The organism is Martinezella rhizogenes (assembly GCF_000799715.1).
In the GTDB taxonomy this organism is placed as follows: domain Bacteria; phylum Pseudomonadota; class Alphaproteobacteria; order Rhizobiales; family Rhizobiaceae; genus Rhizobium; species Rhizobium rhizogenes_C.
On the sequence record NZ_JUHG01000020.1, the window covers coordinates 173,249 to 199,653 of the forward strand.

At 60.8% G+C, this 26,405-nt stretch carries 30 protein-coding genes; 13 read left to right on the top strand and 17 right to left on the bottom strand.

Annotation, left to right across the window (positions count from 1 at the left end; all coding sequences use genetic code 11):
- Nucleotides 1-19 precede the first annotated feature (19 nt).
- Nucleotides 20-505, top strand: coding sequence for a tellurite resistance TerB family protein (locus EX00_RS30075; protein ID WP_047466125.1), 486 nt, complete (start codon nucleotides 20-22; stop codon nucleotides 503-505).
- Nucleotides 498-1,232: a glutamine amidotransferase gene (locus tag EX00_RS30080; RefSeq protein WP_047466398.1), complete on the top strand. Its 735-nt coding sequence runs from the start codon at nucleotides 498-500 to the stop codon at nucleotides 1,230-1,232. The genes EX00_RS30075 and EX00_RS30080 overlap by 8 nt, the downstream gene beginning before the upstream one ends.
- 91 nt (nucleotides 1,233-1,323) lie before the next feature.
- Here EX00_RS30080 and EX00_RS30085 read toward each other — a convergent pair whose 3' ends face one another.
- Complete coding sequence (locus tag EX00_RS30085) at nucleotides 1,324-2,580, bottom strand: MFS transporter (RefSeq protein ID WP_047466128.1); 1,257 nt, start codon at nucleotides 2,578-2,580, stop codon at nucleotides 1,324-1,326.
- A 113-nt stretch (nucleotides 2,581-2,693) separates the two neighbouring features.
- Between EX00_RS30085 and EX00_RS30090 the strand changes: the two genes are divergently transcribed.
- Both EX00_RS30090 and EX00_RS30095 read left to right on the top strand, forming a co-directional pair.
- Nucleotides 2,694-3,017 (top strand): YggT family protein, encoded by a 324-nt coding sequence (locus EX00_RS30090; RefSeq protein ID WP_052211033.1) that lies wholly within the window; start codon nucleotides 2,694-2,696, stop codon nucleotides 3,015-3,017.
- Nucleotides 3,014-3,328, top strand: coding sequence for a DUF167 domain-containing protein (locus tag EX00_RS30095; RefSeq protein WP_047466134.1), 315 nt, complete (start codon nucleotides 3,014-3,016; stop codon nucleotides 3,326-3,328). The genes EX00_RS30090 and EX00_RS30095 overlap by 4 nt, the downstream gene beginning before the upstream one ends.
- Here EX00_RS30095 and ppa read toward each other — a convergent pair whose 3' ends face one another.
- The 5 genes from ppa to EX00_RS30120 all read right to left on the bottom strand — a co-directional run bounded on the left by ppa (nucleotide 3,329) and on the right by EX00_RS30120 (nucleotide 9,512).
- On the bottom strand, nucleotides 3,329-3,862 hold the full coding sequence (ppa, locus tag EX00_RS30100; RefSeq protein WP_047466137.1) for an inorganic diphosphatase: 534 nt from the start codon (nucleotides 3,860-3,862) through the stop codon (nucleotides 3,329-3,331).
- Nucleotides 3,863-3,989: 127 nt separating this feature from the next.
- Nucleotides 3,990-4,496: a GNAT family N-acetyltransferase gene (locus EX00_RS30105; protein ID WP_047466139.1), complete on the bottom strand. Its 507-nt coding sequence runs from the start codon at nucleotides 4,494-4,496 to the stop codon at nucleotides 3,990-3,992.
- Nucleotides 4,497-4,701: 205 nt separating this feature from the next.
- On the bottom strand, nucleotides 4,702-6,528 hold the full coding sequence (gene typA / locus EX00_RS30110; RefSeq protein ID WP_047466142.1) for a translational GTPase TypA: 1,827 nt from the start codon (nucleotides 6,526-6,528) through the stop codon (nucleotides 4,702-4,704).
- Between the two features lie 184 nt (nucleotides 6,529-6,712).
- Nucleotides 6,713-8,773: a M3 family metallopeptidase gene (locus EX00_RS30115; RefSeq protein WP_404944050.1), complete on the bottom strand. Its 2,061-nt coding sequence runs from the start codon at nucleotides 8,771-8,773 to the stop codon at nucleotides 6,713-6,715.
- 97 nt (nucleotides 8,774-8,870) lie between these two features.
- Nucleotides 8,871-9,512 carry a LysE family translocator gene (locus tag EX00_RS30120; protein WP_047466147.1) on the bottom strand — a complete coding sequence of 214 codons (642 nt, stop codon included), beginning with the start codon at nucleotides 9,510-9,512 and terminating at the stop codon, nucleotides 8,871-8,873.
- Between the two features lie 159 nt (nucleotides 9,513-9,671).
- Here EX00_RS30120 and EX00_RS30125 point away from each other — a divergent pair, with 159 nt between their 5' ends.
- Complete coding sequence (locus EX00_RS30125) at nucleotides 9,672-10,154, top strand: MarR family winged helix-turn-helix transcriptional regulator (protein WP_047466150.1); 483 nt, start codon at nucleotides 9,672-9,674, stop codon at nucleotides 10,152-10,154.
- A 78-nt stretch (nucleotides 10,155-10,232) separates the two neighbouring features.
- Here EX00_RS30125 and EX00_RS30130 read toward each other — a convergent pair whose 3' ends face one another.
- Nucleotides 10,233-11,456, bottom strand: coding sequence for an argininosuccinate synthase (locus EX00_RS30130; protein WP_047466152.1), 1,224 nt, complete (start codon nucleotides 11,454-11,456; stop codon nucleotides 10,233-10,235).
- Nucleotides 11,457-11,577: 121 nt separating this feature from the next.
- A complete protein-coding gene (locus EX00_RS30135; protein ID WP_047466153.1) occupies nucleotides 11,578-11,823 on the bottom strand; it encodes a type II toxin-antitoxin system ParD family antitoxin in 246 nt (81 codons plus the stop codon).
- An 85-nt stretch (nucleotides 11,824-11,908) separates the two neighbouring features.
- Between EX00_RS30135 and EX00_RS30140 the strand changes: the two genes are divergently transcribed.
- Together EX00_RS30140 and EX00_RS30145 are read left to right on the top strand one after the other, a co-directional pair.
- Nucleotides 11,909-12,763, top strand: a complete 855-nt coding sequence (locus EX00_RS30140; RefSeq protein ID WP_047466156.1) for an SDR family NAD(P)-dependent oxidoreductase — start codon at nucleotides 11,909-11,911, stop codon at nucleotides 12,761-12,763.
- 64 nt (nucleotides 12,764-12,827) lie between these two features.
- A complete protein-coding gene (locus EX00_RS30145) occupies nucleotides 12,828-13,469 on the top strand; it encodes a LysE family translocator (RefSeq protein WP_047466159.1) in 642 nt (213 codons plus the stop codon).
- Here the strand turns inward: EX00_RS30145 and EX00_RS30150 are convergent.
- The 5 genes from EX00_RS30150 to EX00_RS30170 form a co-directional block, all read right to left on the bottom strand.
- A complete protein-coding gene (locus tag EX00_RS30150) occupies nucleotides 13,453-13,875 on the bottom strand; it encodes a hypothetical protein (protein WP_047466162.1) in 423 nt (140 codons plus the stop codon). The two genes, EX00_RS30145 and EX00_RS30150, sit on opposite strands and share 17 nt — an antisense overlap.
- 5 nt (nucleotides 13,876-13,880) lie before the next feature.
- Nucleotides 13,881-15,116 carry a dual-specificity RNA methyltransferase RlmN gene (gene rlmN, locus EX00_RS30155; protein WP_047466164.1) on the bottom strand — a complete coding sequence of 412 codons (1,236 nt, stop codon included), beginning with the start codon at nucleotides 15,114-15,116 and terminating at the stop codon, nucleotides 13,881-13,883.
- A gap of 255 nt (nucleotides 15,117-15,371) precedes the next feature.
- A complete protein-coding gene (locus EX00_RS30160) occupies nucleotides 15,372-15,923 on the bottom strand; it encodes an invasion associated locus B family protein (protein WP_047466167.1) in 552 nt (183 codons plus the stop codon).
- Nucleotides 15,924-16,258: 335 nt separating this feature from the next.
- Nucleotides 16,259-16,648, bottom strand: a complete 390-nt coding sequence (locus EX00_RS30165; RefSeq protein WP_047466169.1) for a YkvA family protein — start codon at nucleotides 16,646-16,648, stop codon at nucleotides 16,259-16,261.
- A 65-nt stretch (nucleotides 16,649-16,713) separates the two neighbouring features.
- Entirely contained in the window at nucleotides 16,714-17,019 is a 306-nt protein-coding gene (locus EX00_RS30170; RefSeq protein ID WP_047466171.1) for a 4a-hydroxytetrahydrobiopterin dehydratase, read from the bottom strand.
- Nucleotides 17,020-17,055: 36 nt separating this feature from the next.
- Here EX00_RS30170 and EX00_RS30175 point away from each other — a divergent pair, with 36 nt between their 5' ends.
- Nucleotides 17,056-17,538 (top strand): low molecular weight protein-tyrosine-phosphatase, encoded by a 483-nt coding sequence (locus EX00_RS30175; protein WP_047466173.1) that lies wholly within the window; start codon nucleotides 17,056-17,058, stop codon nucleotides 17,536-17,538.
- On the opposite strand, the gene thpR is transcribed toward EX00_RS30175, so the two are convergent.
- A complete protein-coding gene (gene thpR, locus EX00_RS30180; protein ID WP_007693727.1) occupies nucleotides 17,469-18,065 on the bottom strand; it encodes an RNA 2',3'-cyclic phosphodiesterase in 597 nt (198 codons plus the stop codon). The two genes, EX00_RS30175 and thpR, sit on opposite strands and share 70 nt — an antisense overlap.
- 68 nt (nucleotides 18,066-18,133) lie before the next feature.
- The gene (locus EX00_RS30185) at nucleotides 18,134-18,784 is read right to left on the bottom strand and encodes an arylesterase (RefSeq protein WP_047466174.1); all 651 of its coding nucleotides are present in this window, start codon (nucleotides 18,782-18,784) and stop codon (nucleotides 18,134-18,136) included.
- A gap of 75 nt (nucleotides 18,785-18,859) precedes the next feature.
- Between EX00_RS30185 and EX00_RS30190 the strand changes: the two genes are divergently transcribed.
- The 5 genes from EX00_RS30190 (at nucleotide 18,860) to EX00_RS30210 (ending at nucleotide 24,597) form a co-directional block, all read left to right on the top strand.
- Nucleotides 18,860-19,570 carry an ABC transporter ATP-binding protein gene (locus EX00_RS30190; RefSeq protein WP_047466176.1) on the top strand — a complete coding sequence of 237 codons (711 nt, stop codon included), beginning with the start codon at nucleotides 18,860-18,862 and terminating at the stop codon, nucleotides 19,568-19,570.
- The gene (locus EX00_RS30195; protein ID WP_047466179.1) at nucleotides 19,567-22,113 is read left to right on the top strand and encodes an ABC transporter permease; all 2,547 of its coding nucleotides are present in this window, start codon (nucleotides 19,567-19,569) and stop codon (nucleotides 22,111-22,113) included. The genes EX00_RS30190 and EX00_RS30195 overlap by 4 nt, the downstream gene beginning before the upstream one ends.
- 195 nt (nucleotides 22,114-22,308) lie before the next feature.
- The gene (locus tag EX00_RS30200; RefSeq protein WP_047466182.1) at nucleotides 22,309-23,052 is read left to right on the top strand and encodes a Bax inhibitor-1/YccA family protein; all 744 of its coding nucleotides are present in this window, start codon (nucleotides 22,309-22,311) and stop codon (nucleotides 23,050-23,052) included.
- Nucleotides 23,053-23,173: 121 nt separating this feature from the next.
- On the top strand, nucleotides 23,174-23,731 hold the full coding sequence (locus EX00_RS30205; protein ID WP_047466184.1) for a GNAT family N-acetyltransferase: 558 nt from the start codon (nucleotides 23,174-23,176) through the stop codon (nucleotides 23,729-23,731).
- A 242-nt stretch (nucleotides 23,732-23,973) separates the two neighbouring features.
- Nucleotides 23,974-24,597 (top strand): outer membrane protein, encoded by a 624-nt coding sequence (locus EX00_RS30210; RefSeq protein WP_047466187.1) that lies wholly within the window; start codon nucleotides 23,974-23,976, stop codon nucleotides 24,595-24,597.
- 102 nt (nucleotides 24,598-24,699) lie between these two features.
- On the opposite strand, the gene EX00_RS30215 is transcribed toward EX00_RS30210, so the two are convergent.
- On the bottom strand, nucleotides 24,700-25,101 hold the full coding sequence (locus EX00_RS30215) for a DUF2794 domain-containing protein (protein ID WP_047466191.1): 402 nt from the start codon (nucleotides 25,099-25,101) through the stop codon (nucleotides 24,700-24,702).
- Between the two features lie 361 nt (nucleotides 25,102-25,462).
- Nucleotides 25,463-26,206, bottom strand: a complete 744-nt coding sequence (locus tag EX00_RS30220) for a DUF1223 domain-containing protein (protein WP_047466193.1) — start codon at nucleotides 26,204-26,206, stop codon at nucleotides 25,463-25,465.
- Nucleotides 26,207-26,405: the final 199 nt, after the last annotated feature.

The window sequence follows — 26,405 nt, forward strand, 5'->3', positions numbered from 1 at the left end:
GCTTTAAGAATGGAACCGAATGTTTGAACGCTTTCAGGAATTTTTCCAGAATCTGACCAAGGACCACCCTAAATCCGGTTTTGCCCCCGACGACCCGCGCATCGCGGTTGCGGCTCTTTGCATCCAGGTGATGGAAGCAGACGGCAAGATCGAGGACAGCGAAAAAAAGCGGCTGCGCAAGCTGTTGAAGGAGCAATACGGTCTCGGTGGTCGCCAGCTCGACGCGCTGATCGCCGCCGGCCAGGAGGCCGAGAGCGAGGCAGTTGACTATTACCGCTTCACCTCCGACCTGAAGCGTCATCTCAATAGCGAACAGCGCCTCGAACTCCTTGGCATCCTCTGGGACATCGTCTACGCCGATGGTGAGCGCAGCGAGATGGAGGACCACGCGATCTGGCGGATCGCCGATCTCATGGGCATTTCCGATCGCGAGCGTATCGTGAAGCGGCAGGAGGCGGCGGCCCGCGCGCCGGGCCACGCGATGGAGACAGGCGATGATGATTGAGGCGCCTCGGCGCGGCCAACATCGCCGCCCCGTACTGATCGTGTTGCACCAGGAGCGCTCCAGCCCCGGCCGCGTCGGTCAGATGCTTCTCGAAAAAGGCTACGATCTCGACGTCCGCCGCCCGGTGCTCGGTGAAGGGCTGCCGACGACGCTGGAGGGCCATGCGGGCGCTGTGGTCTTCGGTGGGCCAATGAGCGCTAATGATCCCGAGGATTTCGTCAAGGCTGAGATCGATTGGCTCGACGTCCCGCTCAGGGAAAACCGCCCCTATCTCGGCATCTGTCTCGGCGCGCAGATGCTCGCCCGCCATCTCGGCGCCAAGGTGAAGGCGCGCGACGACGGCAAGACGGAAATCGGCTGGTATCCGTTGCAGCCGACGGAAAGAGGCCGGCTTCTGATACGGCGCTGGCCGCAGATGGTCTATCATTTCCACCGCGAAGGCTTCGACCTGCCGCACGGTGCCGAGCTGCTGGCAACTGGCGAGACCTATCCCAACCAGGCGTACCGCTATGGCGCCAACGCCTGGGGCCTGCAATTTCACGCAGAGCTTACCCGCGCCATGATGCAGCGCTGGGTCGTTCACGGCGAACACCGCTTCTGCATGCCGAACGCCCAGCAGGGGCGCGAGCATCTGGAAGGCCGCATGATTTTCGACGCAGCCCTGAAAGCCTGGCTCTCCGAATTCCTCGACATGGTGTTCGAGGGCAAGCAGGCGATGGCAGCTTGAGCTGCCAGATAATTCAGCTCTGCTTCCAATATTGGTATGTATCGGCTGATTGCCTGACGCACTGACACGGCATACCGCCTTAGCTGTGTGCTCACGCCACTTGCGGCGCGCCCTCGCGGTCCGGTGCGTTGAGGCTGTCGATCCGGCGCAACTGCGGAAAACCCGTCGCCCAGATGATCGCAACCGCCAGCGTGCCGATGCCGCCGATGACGACGGCGGGGATGGCGCCGAAATAATGCGCCATGGTGCCGGCGCGGAATTCGCCAAGCTCGTTCGAGGCGCCGACAAAGACCATGTTGACGGCGTTGACACGGCCGCGCACATGATCCGGCGTCCAGAGCGTGATCAGCGTTTCGCGGACATAGACCGAGATCAGGTCGGACGCGCCCATGATCGCAAGGGCTACGATCGATAGCCAGGGCGTATGCGAGATGCCGAAGATCAGCGTTCCCACACCAAACATGGCGACACCGATGAACATGCAGATCCCGGCCCGGTGCCGGATAGGATAGGTCGCCAGAAACAGGCCCATGGCGATGGCGCCGAAGCTGGGTGCTGCGCGCAAGAGGCCGAGCCCCCAGGGGCCGAGCGTCAGAATATCGCGGGCATAAATCGGCATCAGCGCCACCGCGCCACCGAGCAGCACGGCGAAAAGATCGAGCGAGACCGCGCCGAGCACCACCTTTTCCGACCAGATGAAGCGGAAGCCGGCGAGGATTTCAATGAGGCTCTTCGCTTCATGCGCGACGCGTTGATGCGGCTTCGGGATCAGGAAGGTGAGCATCGAGCCGGCGGCAAAGAAGAAGACGGCAACCGTATAGGAGACGCTGGGACCAAGGCCATAGAGCAGGCCGCCGGCAACCGGGCCGAGAATGGCGGCAGCGTCCCAGGACATGGAATTCCAGGTCACGGCATTCGACAGGTCTTCCGGCGGAATGAGATTGGGGGCGAGCGACTGCAATGCCGGCGACATGAAGGCGCGCTCGATGCCGAAAACGGCAAGAATCAGGAAGACCAGCAGCGGCGCGAAAGTGCCGGTGACGGTCAGGAACAGCAGCGCGGCCGTGCAGATCGTGGCGACGAGAATGCAGATGGCGGCGATCATGCGCCTGTTATAACGGTCGGCGACGGTGCCGGTCACCAGGATCAGCAGCAGCGCCGGCAGGAACTGCACCAGGCCGATCAGGCCGAGATAGATTGCATTGCCTGTATGGTCATACATCTGCCAGCCGACGGAAACGCTGACCACTTGCGTGGCGAACGCGGTCAGAAAACGGGCAAAGAAGAAATAGGTGTAGGCGATATGCCGGAACGCGGCAAATCTGTCTCCGCTGGCAACCAACGACATGTGTGAGACTTTCCGACCGGAGCAATGGCGCAGAACGCGCCCGCTCGGCCTGTTAGGCATGATTCAGCCTGTGTCAAAGCATGGGGCTTGCCCGTTTAGTCGCCAATGTCTACATGTCTGTCAACCGCGAAATGGAGACGGATATGCTCGCCTTATTTCAAACCATTGATCTGGCTTTGAATCTTTATACCTGGGTGCTGATCGCCAGCGCCATCTTCTCTTGGCTCTATGCTTTCAACGTCATCAATTCGAGCAATCAGTTCGTCAATTCGGTCGGAAGCTTTCTCTATGCGGTCACCGAGCCGGCGCTGCGCCCGATCCGGCGCATCCTGCCCAATCTCGGCGGCATCGACATTTCGCCGATCATCCTGCTTCTGCTCATCTTCTTCGTCCGCTCGCTGATGTGGAATTCGCTGTACCCGCTCTTCGTTCGGTGAACGGCGCCTGGCAGGCTTTTGCCGATCATGTCAGGCTATCGGTCCGGCTCACGCCCAATGGCGGGCGTGACGCGGTCGACGGCATCGAGACCGGCGCTGACGGCGAGGCCTATCTGAAAGCACGCGTTTCCGCGGTGCCGGAAAAGGGCAAGGCCAACAAGGCGCTGATCGCGCTGCTGGCCAAGAGGCTCCGTGTCCCCAAATCCTCCCTCAGCCTGGTCAGCGGCGACACCGCACGTAAAAAAATCCTCCGGATCGATGGCGACCCGGAGGATTTGATAGGCAGGCTGAACGCTATGGCGAAGGACTGATCACTTCGCCTTCTTGGCGCGCTCGATGGCTTCGAGAATGAGCTCACCAGCTTCCTTGGAGCCGCCCCAGCCATAGATCTTCACCCATTTGCCGGGCTCCAGATCCTTGTAGTGCGCGAAGAAATGCTCGATCTGCTTCAGCGTGATCTCCGGCAGGTCGGTATGTTCCTTGACCTTTTCGTAGCGTAGCGTCAGCTTCGGCGAGGGAACGGCAATGATCTTTTCGTCCTTGCCGGAATTGTCTTCCATCTTCAGCACGCCGATCGGGCGAACATTGATGACGCAGCCCGGCACCAGCGGACGGGTGCTGGCAATCAGCACGTCGATCGGGTCGCCGTCTTCGGAAAGCGTATGGGGAACAAAGCCGTAATTACCCGGATAGGTCATCGGCGTGTAGAGGAAACGGTCGACGACCAGCGTACCGGCCTCCTTGTCCATTTCATACTTGATCGGGTGACCGCCGACCGGAACTTCAACGATCACGTTGACGTCTTCGGGCGGGTTCTTGCCAATGGAAATCGCGTCGATGCGCATGCGTGTCCCCTAAATAATAAGGATGGTTACCGCAAGCCAGATAATCGGAATCATTCCGCAACGCAACAATGCATTGGTAGAGTGCGGGATTTTAATCGGGGATCGCAGCTGGTGCAACGCGGCTCGCTCAGGGCCAGACGAAGCCGATCTTCTTGATCTGCTTACGGTCGAAGGTCTCGATGCCCTCGCAGAAATCGGCGCCACCCTGGCCGCGATAGAAGCGGTCGGCATTCTCGTTTTCCTCGAGGCACCAGACGACCAGGCCCTTGCAGCCGAGCGACTTCAACAGCCGCCGCGCCTCGCCGAACAGCAGCCGGCCAAGACCGATGCCCTGATATTCCGGACGAAGATAGAGCTCGTAGATCTCACCTTCCTGCGGCAGCGCGCGGGCGCGATTGAGGCCCAGCGTGGCATAGCCGGCAATCTCGCCGGCAACATCGAGAACAAGAAGCGTGGCCGGGCCACTGGTCGCCTTGCGCCACCAGCTCTCGCCACGGCGCTCGATCATCTGGCTCAGCGCGCGATGCGGAATGATACCGGAATAGGTATACTGCCACGACTGGCGGTGCACCTCCGATATGGCCCGGGCATCATGCGGTTCGGCCCGCCGAACATCAATCGACAACGTCTTCATAACGTTTACTCTGGTCTCGCCAGCCCAAATTAACCATCCTCATTTACGAAGACGGCCGACTTGCCCACAGCCTTTATCCGTGGACGACTGCTGAAAATTAACGCCTTTTTAACCTTTGCCACAAGGGTCCAAAAATCGAACACACAAAATAAAACCCCGGCACAATGGCCGGGGTTGAGTGGTTCGAAGCGATACAGGCGCTCTCTTATGCGGAACGCGCCTTTTCCATGCGCTTGCGCTCGTTCGGGTCGAGATACATCTTGCGCAGGCGAATCGACTTCGGCGTGACTTCCATCAGCTCGTCGTCCTGGATCCAGGAGAGGGCGCGATCGAGCGTCATGCGGATCGGCGGCGTCAGCTTGACGGCCTCGTCCTTGTTGACCGAGCGGATGTTGGTCAATTGCTTGCCCTTGAGGACGTTGACTTCAAGGTCGTTGTCGCGTGTGTGGATGCCGATAATCATGCCGGCATAAACCTTTTCACCCGGATCGATGATCATCGGGCCACGGTCTTCCAGGTTGAACATCGCGTAGGCGACGGCTTCGCCGGAAGCGTTGGAGAGCAGGACGCCGTTCGAGCGGCCGCCGATCGCGCCCTTGAAGGGCTGATAATCATGGAACAGACGGTTCATGATGGCGGTGCCGCGCGTATCCGTCAGCAGTTCCGACTGATAGCCGATGAGACCGCGGGTCGGCGCGAAGAACTTCAGGCGCAGGCGATTGCCGCCGGACGGACGAAGCTCGACCATTTCGGCCTTGCGCTCCGACATCTTCTGCACGACGACACCGGAATGCTCTTCATCGACGTCGATGACGACTTCTTCGATCGGCTCCAGCATCTGGCCGGTGGCTTCGTCCTTGTGCATGACGACGCGCGGACGCGACACGGCAAGCTCGAAGCCTTCACGACGCATGGTTTCGATCAGCACGGCGAGCTGCAATTCGCCACGGCCGGAAACGTAGAACGAATCCTTGCCTTCGGCTTCTTCAATCTTCAGCGCGACGTTGCCTTCGGCTTCCTTGAACAGGCGATCACGAATGACGCGCGAAGTAACCTTGTCGCCTTCGGTGCCAGCCAGCGGGCTGTCATTGACGATAAAGGACATGGTGACGGTCGGCGGATCAATCGGCTGGGCGTGCAGCGCCTCGGTGACGGACGGATCGCAGAACGTGTCGGCGACCGTACCCTTGGACAGGCCGGCGATGGCGACGATATCGCCTGCATGGGCTTCATCGATAGGCGTGCGCTCAATGCCGCGGAAGGCGAGGATCTTGGAAATGCGGCCGGTTTCGATCGGCTTGCCGTCCTGGCCCAGAACCTTGACGGCCTGGTTCGGCTTGATCGAGCCGGAATGAATGCGGCCAGTGATGAGGCGACCGAGGAAGGGGTTGGCTTCGAGAAGCGTACCGATCATGCGGAACGCGCCATCTTCTTCGCCGACACTCGGCTCCGGCACATGCTTCAGCACGAGATCGAGAAGCGGGCCAAGGCCATCCTCAGTGGGGCCTTCCGGCGAATAGTTCATCCAGCCGGCGCGGCCCGAGCCGTAAAGGATCGGGAAATCGAGCTGCTCGTCGGTGGCGTCCAGTGCTGCGAAGAGATCGAAGACTTCGTTGATGACTTCTTCGTGGCGAGCGTCCGGACGGTCGATCTTGTTGATCGCAACGATCGGGCGAAGGCCAACCTTCAGCGCCTTGCCGACCACGAACTTGGTCTGCGGCATCGGGCCTTCCGAGGAGTCGACCAGCACGATGGCGCCATCGACCATCGACAGGATGCGCTCGACTTCACCGCCGAAGTCGGCGTGGCCTGGCGTGTCGACGATGTTGACGCGAACACCCTTCCAGACGACGGAGGTCGCCTTGGCGAGAATGGTGATACCACGCTCTTTTTCCAGATCGTTGGAATCCATCATGCGCTCAACGGTGCGCTGGTTCTCGCGGAAGGAGCCGGACTGCTTCAGAAGCTCGTCAACGAGGGTGGTTTTCCCATGGTCAACGTGCGCGATGATCGCGATGTTGCGGAGTTTCATAATGTTATATCTCTGGGGCTGGGGCGCACTATAAAGTAAACACGCCAATTACGTTTGGCGCGCTCTTACCCTTTTTTTCGCGTTTGCGAAAGGGGGGAGGCGAGAAAGCTCGTAGCAAGCCCGCCGTCCCATCTTCTCAACATCTGGATACTGTCGCCCGGACCTTAAAGTCCGGCAACAAGGATCAAGCCGCCAGCCCCTTCTTCTTCAGCATCGCATCCGGGCTCGGCAGCTTGCCCCGGAAAGCCTTGTAGCCGTCTTCCGGGTCGATCGAGCCGCCGACGGAATAGATGTTGGCCTTGAGTTTTTCGGCCATCTGCGCATTGAAAGCGTCGCCGGTTTCCTCGAAGGCGGAGAAGGCGTCGGCATCCAGCACTTCCGACCACATGTAGGAATAATAGCCAGCCGAATAGCCGTCGCCGGAAAACACATGCTGGAAGTGCGGCGTGGCGTGGCGCATGACGATCGATTTCGGCATGCCGATCTCCGAGAGCACCTCGGCCTGCACCGCCATCGGGTCTTCGACGGCATCCCGCGTGTGGAAGGCCATGTCGACCAGTGCCGACGAGGTGAATTCCACCGTGTTGAAGCCGGCATTGAAGGTGCGGGCGGCGAGAACCTTGTCTAGCAGCGCCTGCGGGATCGGTGCGCCGGTCTCGTAATGCACGGCATATTGCTTGAGGATTGCTGGCACGGTCAGCCAATGTTCGTAAAGCTGCGACGGCAGTTCGACGAAATCGCGGGACACGCCGGTGCCGGCAACCGAGGGATAGGTGACGTTGGAGAGCATGCCGTGCAACGCATGGCCGAATTCGTGGAACAGCGTACGAGCGTCGTCCAGCGACAAGAGCGCCGGCTTGCCTTCGGCGGGCTTGGCGAAATTGCAGACGTTGTAAATGATCGGCAGCTCGCCGACATCGCCGTTCGGCAGCGGCAATTTATGCTGCGACTGGAACGAGCTCATCCAGGCGCCGGAGCGCTTCGAGCTACGGGCGAAATAATCGCCGAGGAACAGGGCGACCAGCCTGTCGGAACGATCGCGGATTTCGAAAACACGGACATCGGGATGATAGGCGGGAACGCCCTTCTGCTCGACGGCGTGGATGCCGAACAGGCGACCGGCAACATCGAAGCAGGCGGCGATGATTTTTTCGAGCTGCAGATAGGGCTTCAGCTCCGCCTCGGAAAAATCGAATTTCCGCGTCCGGATCTTCTCGGAATAATGCCGCCAGTCCCAGGGCATGACCTCGTGATTGCGGCCCTCCTGCGAAATCAGTGCGGCGATATCGGCCTCTTCCTCGCCGGCGCGCGCCGCAGCCTTTGCCCAGACCGCCTTCAAGAGATCGTTCACCGCCTCCGGCGTCTTCGCCATGGTGTTGTCGAGCTTGAGCTCGGCAAAATTGGCGTAGCCGAGCAGCTTGGCCTTCTCGGCCCGGAGCGCCAGCGTCTCGCGGATGATCTTGCGATTATCAGTCTCGCCGCCATTTTCGCCGCGCGCCACCCATGCCTTGAAGGCCTGTTCGCGCAGATCACGGCATTCGGAGGCCGTCAGGAACGGCTCGATGATCGAGCGCGACAGGGTGACGGCATATTTGCCCTCTTCGCCGCGTTCCCGGGCCGCCGCCGCCATCGCGTCCTTGAGATAATCGGGAAGGCCGGCAAGATCGGCGTCTTCGGAAAGGATCAGCGCCCAGCTCTTTTCATCGCCAAGGACATTCTGCCCGAACTGCGCGCCAAGGCCCGCCAGCGTCTCGTTGATCGTCGCAAGCCGCTCCTGCTCGACCTTCGGCAGCTTGGCGCCCGACTTGACGAAACCCTTCCAGTGCCGTTCCAGCACGCGGGTCTCTTCCAGCGTCAGGCCGAGATCGTCACGCCCTTCCCATAGCGCATCGATACGGGCGAAAAGTGCCGCATTCATACCGATCTTCGAATAATGCCGCGATATCTTCGGCGCGATCTGGCGCTCCAGGGTCTGGATCACCTCATTCGTATGGGCACCGGCCTTGTTCCAGAACAGCGCGGAAACCCGCGACAACGCGTCGCCGGCAATCTCGAGTGCGGTGACGGTATTGGCGAAGGTCGGCGCCTCGCCATTATTGGCGATCGCTTCGATCTCCGTCTCATGGGAAGCAAGAGCCGCGTCAAAGGCAGGCGCGAAATCGGCGTCTTTTACCGCGTCGAAACGTGGCAGGCCTTGATGCCCGGTCCATTCGACGAGCGCGGGATTGACGGCTTGGGAAGACATGCGAGGCATCCTTTCGGCAGACTTCAGATCGAAGCAGGATATAAGGCCCGCTCCGCCGGATTGGTATGGCGGAGACGGAACAAAGATTGAGAAATGGTCAGGCCTTGCGCCATCCGAGCAGGCCGGGCGTCGCATGCCACAGCGCTTGCGCAGCGAACCCCATGAAGAGCACGCCGGAGCAACGTACGATCAGCCGCTCGTGAGCGCGATAGAAACGTCGGACGACGCCCGCGCCGATGATGCCGATCAGGATGAGGTCGGCGGTGATGAAGCCGGCGAGAGAGACTGTAACGAGCAAGGGAAGCGCGCTGAACGTCAACGCCCCGGCAGACCCCGCCACCAGCGCGGTAAAGGTCGCGAGCGCCACCGGGTATCCCTTCGGATTGGTCACACCGAAAATCAGGCCGCGACGGAATGGCCGGTCGACATTGAGCAGCGTCTTGCCATCCGCTCTCGGCTTGGCGGTCACCGCATTCCAGCCGATCCAGGCGAGATAAAAACCGCAAAGCAATCCAAGCAGATCGAAGACGAAGGTGCCGAGAGTCTTTGCGCCAACGATTGCAACCAATGCGAGCGAAGACCAGATAAGATCTCCGACGAGATGGCCGCTCATGAAGAAGGCCACGGCCTTGCGCCCCTGCCCAGCACCGATGCCGAGCAAAGCCAGAAAGGCCGGACCGGGAATCAGCACATAAAACAACGCCGCCAGAAAGGCGCCGACGATAAGTGATTGCGTCATATTGAAAGTTCCCGATGGCAATCGTGACAGAGTAACGACACGCCTATCCGGGTCAAGCCAATCAACTCGCGCTGAGACTAAAGAATCCATTGAATTTGAGGGGCATTATCACTAAGAATTTACCGGGGTCTAAAAACAAGCGTAGGTAGGGAAGCGCTTATGAGCAGCAGGATAGATACGGATTCGCTTGCCTTTCTGGTAGCGGATTGCGCCCGGTTGATGCGAGCGGCTTTCGAACGACGCATTTTGGTCGCGGGACTTGGCCTGACGGCGGGCGAGGCACGCACGCTGATTCAGGTGGCCGCGGTTAACGGCAGCCGTCAGCTTGACATCGCCTGTCGCATGGGACTGGAGCCGATGACCGTCAGCGCCTTTCTCGACAAGTTGCAGGCACGCGGCCTGATTGAGCGACAGCCTGATCCTCTCGACCGCCGCGCCAAGCGCATCGTGTTGTCGGAAGCCGCCGACGCCAAGCTGAAACAGCTCGGCCGGGAGATCGGCGCGGTGGAGCGCGATGCGGTGCAAGGCTTCAATCACGGTGTGCAGGACGAGCTGCATCTTGCGCTTCGCGCCTTCCGCAGCAATCTGCAGAATGCGGACGTGCCGGTCGAGATGGAACGCGAATTGAGGCCGGCGGAGTAAATCCGGGCCGTCGCAAAGCCGGAAAAGAAAAGCCCGCCTCCGACGATCGGAAGCGGGCTATAACTGTTGAAAATCTGCTTACTTGGACAGATTGCGCTTGGCGAGCGTACGCAGGCGCAGTGCGTTGAGCTTGATGAAGCCCGCCGCGTCCTTCTGGTCATAGGCGCCCTGATCGTCCTCGAAGGTGACCAGCTTGTCGGAATAGAGCGACTTCGGGCTTTCGCGGCCGATGGTCATGACATTGCCCTTGTAGAGCTTCAGCGTCACTTCACCTTCGACATGCTCCTGGCTCTTGTCGATCAGGGCCTGCAGCATTTCGCGCTCCGGCGAATACCAGAAGCCGTAATAGATCAGCTCCGCATATCGCGGCATCAGCTCATCCTTCAGGTGAGCGGCGCCACGATCGAGCGTGATCGATTCGATGGCACGGTGAGCGGCGAGCAGGATCGTGCCGCCGGGGGTCTCGTAGACGCCACGCGACTTCATACCGACGAAACGGTTCTCGACGAGATCGAGGCGGCCGATGCCGTTGTCGCGGCCGTAATCATTGAGTTTTGCCAGCAGCGTCGCCGGGCTCAGGCGCTCACCATTGATCGAGACGGCATCACCCTTCTCGAAACCGACCTTGATGACGGTCGCCTTGTCGGGAGCGGCTTCCGGCGAGATCGTGCGCATATGCACGTATTCCGGCGCTTCCTGCGACGGATCTTCCAGAACCTTGCCCTCAGACGAGGAGTGCAGAAGGTTCGCGTCGACAGAGAAGGGCGCTTCGCCCTTCTTGTCCTTGGCGACCGGGATCTGATGCTTCTCGGCGAATTCGAGCAGGTCTGTGCGGCTCTTGAACGTCCAGTCGCGCCACGGCGCGATGATCTTGATGTCCGGGTTCAGCGCATAGGCCGACAGTTCGAAACGAACCTGGTCGTTGCCCTTGCCGGTGGCGCCATGGGCAATCGCATCGGCGCCGGTCTTCCGGGCGATCTCGATTAGGTGCTTGGAGATCAGCGGACGGGCGATCGACGTGCCGAGAAGGTAGACACCTTCATAGACGGCGTTGGCACGGAACATCGGAAAGACGAAATCGCGCACGAATTCTTCGCGCACATCCTCGATATAGATTTCCTTGATGCCAAGCAATTCGGCCTTCTTGCGCGCCGGCTCCAGCTCTTCGCCCTGGCCGAGATCGGCGGTGAAGGTGACGACTTCGGCGCCAAGCTCCGTCTGCAGCCACTTCAGGATAATCGAGGTGTCGAGACCGCCCGAATAGGCGAGAACGACTTTCTTCACGTCTTTATGTGATGCCATGGTAATGAGATCCGTTTCAATGCGAGCCTGCGGAGAGGCCCGCAAACCCTGTGTCGCGGCACTTTTAGCGAGATTATCGCAAGGTGCAAGGGGAAGTGCGATAGCGGGAAGGCAAAGAAACCTATTGCTTGAGATACTTCTCATGTCTCTCAGCAAGGAACGCATCGAAGTCGAATTCCTCGGGCTCCCCGGACGCTTCACCCTCTTTAATGGCCGCCTCGATTGCTTCAATCTCAATCCGATGACGCAAATGCGTGAGCGCCGCATTAACGAACTCATCCAATGAGGTAAAGTGGCCGAGGCTGATCTGCTCGCCGATGAACGCGTCCATCTGCTCGTCGATCTCCACGGACACATGCTTTGTCACGGGTGCGACCTCCGGTCGTTTGACTTGGTTCCCGAAAGTACCATATTCGGCGGCGAACGAACAATGCCTGGGGAGGACCCTGCCCGTGACTGATATTCAAGACATTTTCAAAAAATCCAATGTTGCCGTCATCACCGGCGGCGCCTCCGGCATCGGCCTTGCCGTGGCGAAATATTTCGCAAACCTCGGCATGAGCGTCGCCATTGCCGATCTTGGCGGCGACCGGCTTGCCGATGCGCGCGCCGAGCTCGAAGCCATCGCCGGCGAAGAGCATGTGATGGCGGTCGAGACGGACGTGGCCCAGAAAGAGGCGCTCGAAGCCCTCGAGCGCGCCGTCCTGCAACGCTTCGGCCGAGTGCATGTGCTGATGAACAATGCCGGCATCGGGCCGGAAACCTCGATCTTCAGCCCGCAGGCCGGCTGGGACGCTATTCTCGGCGTCAATCTGCTTGCCGTCATCAACGGCACGCGCGTCTTCGGTCCGGGGATGTTGGCCCACGGCGAGCCCGGCCTGATCATCAACACCGGCTCGAAGCAAGGCATCACCACGCCGCCCGGCAACCCCGCCTATAATGTTTCCAAGGCCGGCGTGAAGGTCTTTACCGAAGCCTTGCAGCATGAGCTGCGTAACACCGAAGGTGCGAAGATCTCCGCGCATCTGCTGATCCCCGGCTTCGTCTTCACCGGCCTCACCCAAGGCGACCGCAGGGAAAAGCCGGCTGCCGCATGGACGGCGGAGCAGACGGTCGATTTCATGGTGGAGAGCCTGAAGCGTGGTGATTTCTACATCCTCTGCCCGGACAATGACGTGGCCCGGCCGACCGACGAGCGCCGCATGCTCTGGGCCGCCGGCGATATCGTCGAAAACCGCCCGCCGCTGTCACGTTGGCATCCGGATTATGCCGACAAGTTCAAGGCATTCCTGGAAAAGAAGGATTGATTTGCAAATCGCCGAAAGCCGGATAGAAAACGCTGATCCCCTATCCGGCTTTCGGAGCTGCCCAATGGATTTCCTGCCCAACCCGTCGACCCTTCTCGCCTTTACCGCCGCGACCCTGCTTCTCGCGATGACCCCCGGCCCGGACATGACGCTCTCGATCAGCCGCGCCTTGGCGCAGGGAAAAAGGGCGGCCCTCTTCGTCGTCCTCGGCACCACCCTCGGCGTCGTCGTCCACACATGCCTGGTGGCCTTCGGCATCTCGGCGCTGATCACGGCATCGCCGGTTGCCTTCACCATGCTGAAAACCGGTGGCGCCGCCTATCTTTTGTGGCTGGCGATCCAGGCGATCCGCTTCGGCTCCAGCCTGTCGGTCATGCAGGTCGATGCCGCCAGGAGAACGCCGCTCTCCAACATCGCCAACGGCTTCTGGGTCAATCTGCTCAACCCGAAGGTCATCATCTTCTTCATGACCTTCCTGCCGCAGTTCGTCACGGCGGGCGACCCGGCCGTCACGCACAAGCTGCTATTCCTGGGATTCTTCTTCATTATCGTCGGCGTGCCGGTGAACATCATCGTCGTTCTTGCCGCCGACAAGCTGTCGTCATGGCTGCAGAACAATCGCGGCGTCCTGCGCGGCCTCGACTATACCTTCGCCGGCGTCTTTTCGATCTTCGCGGCGAAGATCTTCCTCACTCAGGCCCGTTGAGCGCCCGCCCGGCAAAGCGGCCGGCGATCCACCAATAGACGGTGGCGCTGGCGGCTCCGAGAAACGCAAAGCAGACGACGATAGTGATCAGATTGAGGGTCTGCGGTCGCTCCACGCTGCCCGAAATCAAGACAGACGCCATCGCCGACAACAAGGCGCCATAAATCGCATAGCCGTACCAGCGACGCATGCCGCGCCATTCGAAAACCGGAATGACGACGAGCGACGGCAGGATGCTGACGATCATCGCAAGCTTGGTCAAGGCGACGGTGAGCGCGAACAGCTCGGGAGCGGCCGCCCCCGGCATCGTCCATGCGCTGACGCAGGCCAGCACGAAACCCATCATCACGCAGGCGCCGAGATAGCCCCACAGGAGCCGCAGCGGCCTGCGTAGACCAAGCAGCATCGATCTCAATCCTCGCCGTGATTGGCGATCATCATGGCCTCAAAAGCCAGCCGCTCGGTCTTGCGCATGCGCTCCGAATCCGACTTCAACTGGCCGCAGGCGGCGAGAATGTCGCGGCCGCGCGGCGTGCGGATCGGCGAGGCATAACCAGCCGCGTTGATGAAGTCGGCGAATTTCTCGATCTGCTCCCAGTCCGAACACTGGTAGTTCGTGCCCGGCCAGGGATTGAAGGGGATCAGGTTGATCTTCGACGGAATGCCCTTCAGCAGCTGGATCAGCCCCTTGGCATCCTCGAGACTGTCGTTGACGCCCTTCAGCATCACATATTCGAAAGTGATGCGCCGTGCGTTCGAAAGGCCGGGATAAGCACGGCAGGCGTCCATCAATTCCTTCAGCGGATATTTCTTGTTGATCGGCACCAGCATGTCGCGCAGGTCATCGCGCACGGCATGCAGCGAGATTGCCAGCATGACGCCGATCTCGTCGCCAGTACGGTAGATTTCCGGCACGACGCCGGAGGTGGACAGCGTGATGCGCCGCTTCGACAGCGACAGGCCGTCACCATCGGAGGCGATCAGCAGCGCGGTCTTGACGCTTTCGAAATTGTAGAGTGGTTCGCCCATGCCCATCATGACCATGTTGCTGACCTTGCGGCCTTCCGCCGGCATGATCGTGCCCTGCGGCGCTTCGCGATCCGGAAAATCGGCGAGCCGGTCGCGCGCGAGCAGCAACTGCGACAGGATCTCTTCCGCCGTCAGGTTGCGCACCAGGCGCTGCGTGCCGGTGTGACAGAAGGAGCAGGTAAGCGTACAGCCGACCTGGCTGGAAACACAGAGCGTGCCGCGGCCCTCTTCCGGAATATAGACGGTTTCGACCTCAACGGGACGGCCGGCGCCGCGCGGGGGGAAGCGCAGCAGCCACTTGCGGGTGCCGTCGTTGGAGACCTGCTCCTCGACGATCTCCGGACGGGCGATGGTGAAATGCGTCTTCAGCATTTCGCGCATGTCCTTGGAGACATTCGCCATGGCGTCAAAATCGGAAACGCCGCGCACATAGATCCAGTTCCAGAGCTGGCTGACGCGCATCTTCACCTGCTTGTCGGCGACGCCCTTCTCCTTGAGAGCCGCCCCCATCTCCTCGCGCGTCAGGCCGATCAGCGACGGTTTCGGCGAAAGCTCGACCGGCTGCGACACGGGCATCGGCTTGAGCTTGGATGGGGTCATGACATCGATGGCGGACATAGGATCATTCCAACAGTTGACATCGGCGATGCCGCAAAAGCTGCGGATGCGGGCAAGGCACGGAAATCAGAGGGTTCATGTGGTGGCGGAACAGGAAACTGCCGCACACCTGCTGTTAGCGCGGCCTTTAGCATTAATTTCTGCCCGCGTCATCCCTCTCCCTCAAAAGCAAAGGCCGGCCATTACGGGCCGGCCTTGTCGTCTCGGTCGTGGCAGCATAGCGATCACATTGACGTGATCCACTGGCCATCGATCTTATTTGCAGTTTTCGATCTGCTTGAGCGCCGCGGTAACGCCCTTCAGCGAATAGGTGTAGGAGGTGTTGGTGCCCTTCTTCGAGGTCGCCGTGACCTTCAGCGAATGGCCAGACTTCAGCGCGGCAACCAGTGCCGGTTCCTGCGCGGCGTTCTCGACCCAGGCAGCCTTGTCCTTGGTGAACATCACGAAGGTCTTGTTGTCGATAACGACGTCGACCTTGGAGCTGTCCTTGAGCGGGTAGCCCATCATCGCCTGCGGTTCGTAGGAGATGTTCTGGCCCGGACGCTGGGAAACGATGAAGAAATTGTCGCCATGATCGATGCCGCTGGTCGGGGCCTTGGCCGTCGGCACGGAGAGAACATAGCAGACCTTGCCGGCGCCGGACTGGTAGGAATAGGCGCCCCAGGCATCGAATTGCTGGATGCGCGTCGGCGCCATCGGTGCTGCTGCCGGCGCCTGTGCGGGCGCCTGCTTCTTGGTCTGCGCGGAGGCAATGCCGGTGCCGGCCAGAACGAGCGAGAGGGCGATTGCGAAGCTTTTTACAAACATGGTTTCCTGCCGATTTCTTGCGGTCCAGAGCTCGAGGCGATTTGAGTACGCACGCCTGCCTATGCTCATGAGCTGCCCTATTTTGACTTTATTCAGGTTACCAAACCGTCAACGGAGCCTTAAGTGCCCCAGTCTGTGCCATTTCAATTCAAGCGCCGCGCCAGGCCTGAAACGCATCAGGAAGAATTGGAAAACCCGGATGGCGGAGCACCATCCTACGGGATGGAGTTATGACAGAAAGATTCAGGCAAGAATTTGACCTCTCTAAAATCAGGAGAGCCTGATAAAGGTCTGGAAACCCGGCGGGATTTACGCCGCTTCCGGCTGGGCGGGACTCAAGCCGTCTTCGCCGTCTCGGCCTCGCTGGCCAAGGCCCGGTCGGCGGCGTCATAATGTTCCTGCCGGATATGTCCCTTGATCATGCTGAAAGCGAGCGTCAGGACCGCGACATCATCCGAAAAACCGATGACCGCGAAAAAATCCGGGATGATATCGACCGGCATGACGAAATAGCCGAGAGCGGCCAGCAGGACACCGCGAACACGCGTCGGCGTCTGCGTATCGAGCGCGCAGTAGAAAGCCGCGACGACATCGCGGGAAAACGGAATATACCGCGCAGCCTTGCGCAAGGTCGGCCAAAACTTGCCGCGCACCGACTTCTCCTGTCGATCTTGGGTCTCTTCGTCACCAGGCATCAGGATCTCCCCATACTTGATGTCATCCATTCCACGCACTCCATCGAAGCCCTTGTTTCCGGGCGCATAAACATATGGTGATCGCTCCTCGCGATTCAATCGATCCGTCGTGCCGCCGCCTTTTCCATCGCCTTGGCCAGCTTGACATCGTGATCGGTCAGGCCATTGGCGTCATGGGTCGTCAGTTTCACGTCGACGCGCGAATAGACATTGAACCATTCCGGATGATGATTGAATTTCTCCGCCGCCAGTGCCGCCTCGGTCATGAAACCGAAAGCCTCAACGAAATTGCGGAATTTGTAGCTCTTCGAAATCGACAGACGGTCCGCCGCCAAGGTCCAGCCGTCAAGGCCAGCGACGGTTTCATCGATTGCGCCGGGTTCCAGCTTTTCGTATTTCATGACAAGGTCACTCCTCTCGATCGATTGAAGGATATCATGGACCGCTTCAGAATTCTGTTCGTTTGCGCCGGCAATATCTGTCGCTCACCGCTTGCCGAGGGCATTTTTCGGCATCTTGCGACTGAGGCCAGTCGCGGCTCCGCTTTCGAGGTCGATTCAGCCGGCACCGGCGGCTGGCATCAGGGCGAAAGGCCGGACCGCCGCTCGATCGCCGCGGCCGCCGGCCACGGGATCGACATTTCCGGCCAGCGCGCACGCCGCATCAAGGCCGCCGACTTCGATCGGTTCGACCTGATCCTGGCAATGGATCAAGACAATTTGAAGAATTTGCAGAAAATCGCGCCTGCCGATGCGCTCGGCAGGCTACATCTCTTCAATACCCTGGCGCTGGGCGGCAACAAGGATATCCCCGACCCCTACTATGGCGGCCACGAGGATTTCGAGGCGGTCTACACCATGCTCTTGGCTGGCTGCAACGCACTGCTTCCCACACTGGGGAAAGCGCTGCGGGCCTCATGAAGCGGGAAGACCTCTTCGGTGAGATAGGGACCCCCACCGACCGATTCGCGCGACGATAGCAGCACGAAGCGGCCCACCGTGAACGGCGAGGTGTGGAAGTCGCCACGGCCGGAAAGATAGTGCACGACATCGTCAACGCGCGAGGATTTCAGCCGGGCGAGCGTCACATGCGGCGTGAACTTGCGAGGATCCGGCGGCAGGCCGATGCGCTGGCAAATGCGCTCGATCTCGCCTTGCAGGGCGTACATGTCAGGCGTCTGCGTGACGCCGGCCCAGACCGAATGTGGTTTCTTGGAACCGAAGGAGCCGATACCTTCCAGCCGAAGCTGGAATTCCGGCCGGTCGATCCGGTCCAGGCGGTCGACGATCTCATCCGCCGTGCGCCCATCGACATCGCCGATGAAACGAAGGGTGATGTGATAATTTTCAACGTCGATCCACCTGGCGCCGGGAAGACCGCCGCGCAACAACGAAAGGCTCATGGCCGCGTTGCGCGGAATTTCGAGGGCGGTAAAAAGTCTCGGCATTTCGAGCACTCCCCGAATCTCTTGCAGGTACAAGCAGGGAATCACGCAATTGCAGCCGGTGCAAGCATCTATTTCGCAGCTGCGGCAATCGTCCCTATGAAATTGGCAGCGACGGGCTCGAAGCCCTGCACCATCACATCGACCCCTTTTGAGGTCGGATGCATGCCATCGGCCAATTGCAAATCCGCATGCGTCGCGACGCCATCGAGAAAAAACGGATAGAGCGTCAGCTGATATTTATCAGCGAGTCGCTGGTAGATCGGATTGAATTTCGCCGCATAGTCCGGCCCCATATTCGGCGGCGCCAGCATGCCGGCGAGCAAGACGGGAATGTTGCGCTCCTTCAGCCTGGCGATGATGGCGTCCAGGTTTTTTTCCGTCTGCTCCGGCGGAATGCCACGTAGCGCGTCATTGGCCCCGAGTTCAAGGATCACGCCGTCGGTTCCATCCGGCACCGACCAGTCGATGCGCGATAGCCCACCCGACGTCGTGTCGCCGGACACGCCGGCATCGGCGACCGTCACGTCCAGCCCCTTTGCCTTCAGCGCCGCCTCCAGCTTGACCGGAAATCCGTCGCCCGGCGGCAGCTGGTAGCCGGCCATCAGGCTGTCGCCGAAACCGACCAATTGGATGGTCCGCGCCTCGGCCGCGCTCGCCACGCCAAACAAGAGGCCGGCAACAATGACAGCGAAGTGAAACGCGGTGGCTTTAAAACTCATGATCCATTCCCTAAATTCGCTGCGCGGGCCAAATCGCGCCCGCCATGGTCTCAGATGTATATAGGGCGTCCCGCATTGGCAAAAACCATCATCGAGCTGAAGAAGGCGGATTTGACGCTCGGCAATGCCGCCGCCTCCGTCCATGTGCTGAAAGGCATCGATCTTACCGTTGCGGAAGGCGAGTCCGTCGGTATCGTCGGCCCTTCCGGCTCCGGCAAGTCGACGCTGCTGATGGTGCTGGCCGGCCTTGAAAAGCTCGATAGCGGCGAATTATTGATCCGCGACACGCCCTTGCATAGCCTGAGCGAAGATCGCGTCGCCGATTTCCGCGGCCGCAATATCGGCATCGTCTTTCAGTCGTTCCATCTCATCGCCAACATGACAGCGCTGGAAAACGTCGCCGTGCCGCTGGAGCTCGCCAATGTCCGCGACGCCTTCGACATCGCCCGGCGCGAATTGCAGGCCGTCGGCCTCGGCGAGCGGCTGAGCCATTATCCCGGCCAGCTTTCGGGCGGCGAACAGCAGCGCGTGGCGATTGCCCGCGCGCTCGCCCCCTCGCCGGCCTTGCTGATCGCCGACGAGCCAACCGGCAATCTCGACACCGATACCGGACGGCAAATCTCCGACCTGCTATTCGCCCAGCAGGCCGAGCGCGGCACGACGCTGTTGCTCGTCACTCACGATCCGGCACTTGCTGCCCGCTGCTCCCGCCAGATCCGTGTCCGCTCCGGCGAGATAGAGGGCGACAGCGCCCGTGCGCGAACCGGCCAGGCGGCAATAGCATGACGGCGGCAGGCGCACGCTTCACACTTGCCTTCCGCCTGGCGCTGCGCGAATTGCGCGGCGGTCTCGGCGGCTTCTATATCTTTCTCGCCTGCATCGCGCTCGGCACCGGCGCCATTGCCGCCGTCAACTCCGTCTCGCAGTCGATCACCGATGCGATCTCGACCCAGGGCCAGTCACTGCTTGCCGGCGACGTCCGCTTCGAGCTCAACAACCGCGAGGCAAAGCCGGACGAACTGGCCTATCTCGAAAGCCTCGGCCAGCTCTCCCGATCCACCGGCCTGCGCTCCATGGCCCGCCTGCCAGATGGCTCTGACCAGGCACTGGTCCAGGTCAAGGCGGTCGATGGCGCCTATCCACTCTATGGTACCTTCGAGGCCGATCCGGACCAGCCGCTATCAACGCTGCTTGCCGCCAAGGACGGGACCTATGGCGCCGTCCTCGCCCCCCTGCTTCTGGAACGGCTGAACCTCAAGATCGGCAGCCAGCTTCTGCTCGGCAATACGAAGCTTCGGATCACCGGCACGGTGAAGACGGAGCCGGACGCGGTCTCCGAAGGTTTCGGTTTCGCCCCGCGGCTCCTCACCAGCCGCGAGGCCTTGCAAGCTTCCGGGCTGATCACCACCGGCAGCCTTGTCGAACAGGTCTACAAGATCCGCATGGACGATCCCGTAAGCGGCCTGCGCGATATCACCACCCGCGCCAATGCCGCTTTCCCGCAGGCCGGCTGGTCGGTCCAGACCAGCAACCGGGCCGCCCCGGCGCTTGCGGACAACATTACCCGTTTCTCGCAATTCCTGACGCTGGTCGGCCTCACCGCCCTGATCGTTGGCGGTGTCGGCGTTGCCAATGCCGTGCGCGCCTTCCTCGACGCCAAGCGCACCACTATTGCCACCTTCAAGTGCCTCGGCGCACCAGCCTTCGTCGTGGTGATGATCTATCTGATCCAGATCGCCCTGATCGCGCTTGCCGGCGTCGCCATCGGTCTCGTGTTCGGCGCCATCGCGCCAATGCTGGCCTCACAATTCATGGCCGAATTCCTGCCGATCTCCACCGCGCCGCAACTCTATCCCGGCCCGCTAGCGATGGCGGCTCTCTTCGGCCTGCTGACAACGCTCGCCTTCGCCATTCCGCCGCTCGGCCACGCCCGCGAAGTGCCGGCGACCGCGCTTTTCCGAGAGCAAGGTTTCGAGGCACGCCGCCTACCCGGCTGGCCCTATCTGCTGACTGCCGGCCTGCTGATGGCGGCACTGGCAGCCCTTGCGATCTACACCGCCTACGACCGCCGAATCGCCATCGTCTTCATCGTCTCGATCGCGGCCGCCTTCGTCGTGCTCCGCGCCGTCGCCGCGCTGCTGTCATGGCTCGCCCGCCGCAGCCCGCGCGTGCACTCGCCGGCCCTGCGGCTGGCGATCGGCAACATCCATCGGCCGGGCGCGCTGACCACCTCCGTCGTCCTGTCGCTCGGCCTTGGCCTGGCGTTGCTGGTGACGTTGACGCTGATCGACGGCAACATGCGCCAGGAACTGACCGGACGCATGAGCGAACAGGCACCGAACTTCTTCTTCGTCGACATCCAGGGCTCGGAGCTCGACGGCTTCCGTAAGGTCGTGCAGGCCCAGGCACCCGAGGGCAAGCTCGTCGAAGTGCCGATGCTGCGCGGCCGCATCGTCGCCTTCAACGGTGAAGACGTCACCAAGATGACCGTGCCGCCCGCCGGTCAATGGGTGCTGCGCGGGGACCGCGGCATCACCTACGCCGAAACCATGCCGGAGAACGCCGCCCTCACGGAGGGACAATGGTGGGGCAAGGACTATAGCGGCGAACCGCTGGTCTCCTTCTCCGATGAAGAGGGCAAGGCGCTCGGCTTGAAGCTCGGCGACAAGCTGACCGTCAACGTGCTCGGCCGCAACGTGACGGCCAAGATCGCCAGTTTTCGCAAGATCCAGTGGCAATCGCTGTCGATCAACTTCGTCATGATCTTCTCGCCCAACACCTTCAAGGGCGCGCCGCATGCCTGGCTCGCGACCCTGACCGATCCTTCCGCCACCTCGGCGCAGGAAGCCGCGATCCTGAAAAACGTCACCAACACCTATCCGACAATCACCAGCGTCCGCGTCAAGGATGCGCTCGATATCGTCAACACGCTGGTAGGCCAGCTCGCCACAGCCATCCGCGCCGCGGCCTCCGTCGCGCTGATCGCCTCGGTGCTGGTGCTTGCCGGCGCGCTGGCGGCGGGAAACCGCGCACGCACGCACGACGCGGTGGTGCTGAAGACACTCGGCGCCACGCGGGCGATGCTGATCCGCGCCTTCAGCTACGAATATCTGATCCTCGGAGCCGCTACCGCCGTCTTCGCCCTCCTCGCCGGCTCGACGGCCGCTTGGTATGTTGTCTCCCGCATCATGAAACTGCCGTCTACCTTCCTGCCGGATGTCGCCTTTTCGACCCTCGTCATCGCCCTGCTACTGACAGTCGGTATCGGCCTTATTGGCACCTGGCGCGTGCTCGGCCAGAAGGCGGCGCCCGTTCTGCGCGAGTTATGAACCCCGATCGGGCCGCGCCTGCTTGCCGCGAAACGGCCCGATATTACATCGATTTAACCCTGCGCCAGCCGCTTGGGCCTTGTGCAAAGGCCCTGAAAGCCTCATATTCTTCGCAGGCATGCTGGAGCTCCGCAGCGGCGCCTGGGACGAAATCGCCCGACACCGTAATCATATCGGAGCTTGAAAGAGGAAAACATGGCTGACTTTCGCAATTACCAAAACCGGACGCCGCAAGCAGGCGCGCAGACCGGTGCGATGATAGATGAGGGCCTTCGAGCCTACATGCTCAAGGTCTACAACCTGATGGCGCTGGGTCTGGCGATCACGGGTCTGGCCGCCTATTTCGCATTTTCGCTCTCCTTCTCCGGCGGACAGCTCACGGCCTTCGGCCAGGCGATCTACGCAAGCCCGCTGAAATGGGTCGTGATCTTAGCGCCGTTGGCGATGGTGTTCTTCCTGAGCTTCAGGATCAACCGCATGAGCGTGGCCGCCGCGACGGCGACCTTCTGGGTCTACGCCGCGCTGGTGGGCCTGTCGCTGTCGTCGATCTTCATCATCTACACCGGCCAGAGCGTCGTGCAGACCTTCTTCGTGACCGCCGCCTCCTTCGGCGCGCTGTCGCTCTACGGCTACACGACCAAGCGTGATCTGTCGGCGATGGGTTCATTCCTGATGATGGGCCTCTTCGGCGTGATCATCGCCTCGCTGGTCAACATCTTCCTGGCTTCGTCCGCCCTGCAGTTCGCCATCTCGGTGATCGGCGTGCTGATCTTCGCGGGCCTGACCGCCTACGATACGCAGCGGATCAAGAGCATGTATTATGAAGCCGACGATGTTGCCGTTGCCGGCCGCAAGGCGATCATGGGCGCCCTGTCGCTCTACCTCGACTTCATCAACCTCTTCATGTTCCTGCTGCAGTTCATGGGCAACCGCCGATAATTGCGGCGACAGGAATGATCCTTTGAAAAGGCGGCTTCGGCCGCCTTTTCTGTTTGCCTTGCCGCTGCGCACGCGATTTTATATCTACGTCTCCAAACCGCAGATCAGGCAATAGACCCAAATGTCCTTCCGCCTTCGCCAGGCCGCTCCGAACGACCTCCCCCGCATCACCGCGATCTATCGCGACGCTGTTCTCAACGGCACGGCGAGCTATGAGATCGTCCCGCCGGACGAGGCGGAGATGGCGAGCCGCTTCCAGGCGATCCGGGACAAGGCCTATCCCTATATCGCCGCGGAGGACGAGAGCGGCGAGCTTCTCGGCTATGCCTATGCGTCGGCCTTCCGCACGCGGCCAGCCTATCGCTGGATGGTGGAGGATTCGATCTATCTGGCCCCGGAAGCCCGTGGTCGCGGCCTCGGCAAACTGCTGCTGGCAAATCTGGTGGAGACTTGCGAAGCTCTCGGCTTTCGCCAGATGATCGCCGTCATCGGCGGTGCCGCACCCGCCTCCATCGCCCTTCACCGCGCCGCCGGTTTCACGGAGACGGGCCTGCTGAAAGGCACGGGCTACAAGCACGGTCGCTGGCTGGACACCATGCTAATGCAGAAGGCGCTCGGCGACGGCGCGGAAACGGACCCCGATCCCTCGGCCTATCCGGGGACGATGTTCAGCGAGTGAGGCTGTCTCCCCTTCTCCCTCGGAGAAGAGCCAACTGCGATCGGATGCGATCCCGCAACATTTCCCAACATTAAAACAGCCACCGCAACATTCGATGCGCTATTTTGGCTGCGATAACGTTCCCCTAACCGCCGATTTCCCGACTTGTTCAGAGAATCATTTTCCCTCGCATTGAGGCAGGGTCGCACGTCGCGGCTCGTGGGCATCGCATTGGCACGTATGAATTATAGAAGGACATATATATGAAATATCTGCTCATTCCCGCCCTGCTCGCATTGGCCTCGACCTCGGCGGTTGCCGCTGATCTGACCGAGGAGCCTGTTGCCGTTGCCGCTCCGGCTCCTGTCTTCACCTGGTCCGGCCCCTATCTCGGTGTCCACGGCGGTGGCGCGATCACCAAGGGCAGCTTCAAGTTCAACAGCGGAAGCCAGTCCGAAGACTTCAAGGGCGGCTTTTTCGGCAACTTCTTCGGATATAACTATCAGTTCGACAAGGTCGTCATCGGCATCGACGGCAATATCGACTACAACTGGAACAACAAGGCCGTTGCCAATGCGTCCAGCGTCGGCACCGATTGGTCTGGTGCGGTTCGCGGACGGGTCGGCTATGCTTTTGACAACCTGCTGATCTACGGCGCGGCCGGATGGACCGCCGCTCGCGGCTTCGCCGACGTTCCCGGTTCGGGCGACGGCAAGGTCATCTTCAACGGCTGGACGGCCGGCACCGGTGTCGACTATGCCTTCACCAACAACATCTTCGCCCGCGCGGAATACCGCTATAGCGATTTCGGCAGCAAGGAATTGCAGGGCGTGAAGAGCGATCTTACCGAACAGTCGATAAACCTGGGCGTCGGCTTGAAGTTCTAATTTTGGCGCGATCAAGCTTCAGGCAAAGCCCCACTCATCAGTGGGGCTTTTCATGTGTCCCGAGCCGCCGATTGCAGCCCAAACTGCCCGAGATGATGGAAATTACTTCTCCACCAGCTTCAGCTGCTTGTCGAAAATCTTCAGCACCTGGCTCAGCTCATGGCCGCGCTTCAGGATCATACCGTTGGTGTTCACCACGCTAAAGGCACCCTGCTTGGCGGCGAGCTTCGGATTTTTCTCGATGCGGAAAAGCGGCAGTTCTCCGGAGCGCTTGAAGACGGAAAAGACCGCCTTGTCCCCGAGATGGTCGATGGCATAGTCGCGCCACTCGCCCTCGCCGACCATGCGGCCGTAGATCCACAGAATCGCGTCAAGCTCCCTGCGATGGAAGGTTACCGGCAGCGGATCCCTGCTCTGTTTGTATTCCCTGAGATCGACGACGACGGGAGAATTGGTGTCGACGGAACGGCGTTCGCCGTGTCGCAAATCCGGCTGATCAGTCATCAATCCCCCAGGGGCTGGTCATGACAAGAGGATGACAGTTTGCCTCAGCCGCACCAAATTGCAAGACCAGCGGCCACTCACAATTTTTTGCACCCGGAAAAAGCATCTCCGCGCCGCCGTATTTCAGTCAAAACGACGCCCCATTTTCCGGAACTATGGTAACCGTTTGGCGCCGCCGCGCCAAACGGCCCGGCCGGGGGCGCATCGACCGAACCCCAGCCCCGAATGCGTCCTCGCCGGGCACCGCACCTTGTTCCGACCTGCTAAAGCAATTCCAGGAAAAGTGCGTAGCGGTTTTCCGTCCGGAATTGTGTAGAAACACTAAACTAGAAAAGAATTCTTCGGCCCTGGCCGAAAGCGATCAGCCGTCGGAGCCGATCGTCAGCACGGTGGCGCCGATGATCGCCGCCGGATCGCCCGAGGGCGTGGAGGATTGCAGCAGAACCGCCATGCCGCGCCGGCCCGCCTTGTCCAGGACATTCGCGGGCAGCACCACGCTCATCTCCTTGCCATCCCACATGCCGACGGTTTCGACATCCGAAACCGCATGCAGATAGGCGATCTGCTGACCGTTGTTTTCACCACCCTTCGGCGAAACAAGCTGTTCCTTGTCGAAATAGGCAACGACCACATTCGCCTTGCCCTGGCCGGCGCCGATCTTGATCTCCAGCTCATCGCCCTTCATTGCGGCATTCACCGCGACCGTCAGGCCCTTGCCCTGATGCTGGAAGCCGTCGAGCTTGACATTGATGCCATCGAAGTCGGCACCACTCATATGGTCTCGTCCATTGATGATCGCCTGCGGTGTATAGACTCCACTGCGGCCCATCGTCCGCGCATAGGCATATTGGCGCGCCGTATTGTCCTTGGACGCCATCGTGTCGTTCCAGCCGAGATAGTTCCAGTAGTCGACATGGTAGGCAAGCGCCACGACGTCACCCTGCCGGATCAGCTTTCGAAACGCGGCATCCGCCGGCGGGCAGGAGGAACAGCCTTGGGACGTAAAAAGCTCGACAACCCCCTTGATCTTGGCAAGCTCCTGCGCATGCAGCGAACTCGCGAGCGCGATGCCTGCCAGAAGTGAAACCGAAAATCGAAGGCGCATGCCGTTATACCTCTTTCTCAGACGCTGAATGCCAAAGCCAAGACAGCACCCTGAAATCGCCTGCCGCTTTCCAGGGTATCCGTAAAGCTCTCATCAAGCCTGATAAATCTGAAACAAGAGATAATAGCTAAGCGCGATGACTAAAAGTCACGAAGGGGTGAGGGCAGGGCCCAAGGCCACCACAGCGAACACATCAGCG

What these genes read in the sequence shown, in the direction of transcription:
- EX00_RS30165 (WP_047466169.1), bottom strand. Translation starts at nt 16,648, where the DNA reads ATGGATGACATCAAGTATGGGGAGATCCTGATGCCTGGTGACGAAGAG.
- EX00_RS30075 (WP_047466125.1), top strand. Translation starts at nt 20, where the DNA reads ATGTTTGAACGCTTTCAGGAATTTTTCCAGAATCTGACCAAGGACCAC.
- EX00_RS30115 (WP_404944050.1), bottom strand. Translation starts at nt 8,773, where the DNA reads ATGTCTTCCCAAGCCGTCAATCCCGCGCTCGTCGAATGGACCGGGCAT.
- EX00_RS30185 (WP_047466174.1), bottom strand. Translation starts at nt 18,784, where the DNA reads ATGAGTTTTAAAGCCACCGCGTTTCACTTCGCTGTCATTGTTGCCGGC.
- EX00_RS30210 (WP_047466187.1), top strand. Translation starts at nt 23,974, where the DNA reads ATGAAATATCTGCTCATTCCCGCCCTGCTCGCATTGGCCTCGACCTCG.
- EX00_RS30205 (WP_047466184.1), top strand. Translation starts at nt 23,174, where the DNA reads ATGTCCTTCCGCCTTCGCCAGGCCGCTCCGAACGACCTCCCCCGCATC.
- EX00_RS30080 (WP_047466398.1), top strand. Translation starts at nt 498, where the DNA reads ATGATTGAGGCGCCTCGGCGCGGCCAACATCGCCGCCCCGTACTGATC.
- typA (WP_047466142.1), bottom strand. Translation starts at nt 6,528, where the DNA reads ATGAAACTCCGCAACATCGCGATCATCGCGCACGTTGACCATGGGAAA.
- EX00_RS30150 (WP_047466162.1), bottom strand. Translation starts at nt 13,875, where the DNA reads ATGCTGCTTGGTCTACGCAGGCCGCTGCGGCTCCTGTGGGGCTATCTC.
- EX00_RS30120 (WP_047466147.1), bottom strand. Translation starts at nt 9,512, where the DNA reads ATGACGCAATCACTTATCGTCGGCGCCTTTCTGGCGGCGTTGTTTTAT.
- EX00_RS30090 (WP_052211033.1), top strand. Translation starts at nt 2,694, where the DNA reads ATGTCTGTCAACCGCGAAATGGAGACGGATATGCTCGCCTTATTTCAA.
- EX00_RS30215 (WP_047466191.1), bottom strand. Translation starts at nt 25,101, where the DNA reads ATGACTGATCAGCCGGATTTGCGACACGGCGAACGCCGTTCCGTCGAC.
- thpR (WP_007693727.1), bottom strand. Translation starts at nt 18,065, where the DNA reads ATGCCGAGACTTTTTACCGCCCTCGAAATTCCGCGCAACGCGGCCATG.
- EX00_RS30175 (WP_047466173.1), top strand. Translation starts at nt 17,056, where the DNA reads ATGGACCGCTTCAGAATTCTGTTCGTTTGCGCCGGCAATATCTGTCGC.
- EX00_RS30130 (WP_047466152.1), bottom strand. Translation starts at nt 11,456, where the DNA reads ATGGCATCACATAAAGACGTGAAGAAAGTCGTTCTCGCCTATTCGGGC.
- EX00_RS30125 (WP_047466150.1), top strand. Translation starts at nt 9,672, where the DNA reads ATGAGCAGCAGGATAGATACGGATTCGCTTGCCTTTCTGGTAGCGGAT.
- EX00_RS30220 (WP_047466193.1), bottom strand. Translation starts at nt 26,206, where the DNA reads ATGCGCCTTCGATTTTCGGTTTCACTTCTGGCAGGCATCGCGCTCGCG.
- EX00_RS30105 (WP_047466139.1), bottom strand. Translation starts at nt 4,496, where the DNA reads ATGAAGACGTTGTCGATTGATGTTCGGCGGGCCGAACCGCATGATGCC.
- EX00_RS30085 (WP_047466128.1), bottom strand. Translation starts at nt 2,580, where the DNA reads ATGTCGTTGGTTGCCAGCGGAGACAGATTTGCCGCGTTCCGGCATATC.
- rlmN (WP_047466164.1), bottom strand. Translation starts at nt 15,116, where the DNA reads ATGTCCGCCATCGATGTCATGACCCCATCCAAGCTCAAGCCGATGCCC.
- EX00_RS30145 (WP_047466159.1), top strand. Translation starts at nt 12,828, where the DNA reads ATGGATTTCCTGCCCAACCCGTCGACCCTTCTCGCCTTTACCGCCGCG.
- EX00_RS30160 (WP_047466167.1), bottom strand. Translation starts at nt 15,923, where the DNA reads ATGTTTGTAAAAAGCTTCGCAATCGCCCTCTCGCTCGTTCTGGCCGGC.
- ppa (WP_047466137.1), bottom strand. Translation starts at nt 3,862, where the DNA reads ATGCGCATCGACGCGATTTCCATTGGCAAGAACCCGCCCGAAGACGTC.
- EX00_RS30200 (WP_047466182.1), top strand. Translation starts at nt 22,309, where the DNA reads ATGGCTGACTTTCGCAATTACCAAAACCGGACGCCGCAAGCAGGCGCG.
- EX00_RS30170 (WP_047466171.1), bottom strand. Translation starts at nt 17,019, where the DNA reads ATGAAATACGAAAAGCTGGAACCCGGCGCAATCGATGAAACCGTCGCT.
- EX00_RS30195 (WP_047466179.1), top strand. Translation starts at nt 19,567, where the DNA reads ATGACGGCGGCAGGCGCACGCTTCACACTTGCCTTCCGCCTGGCGCTG.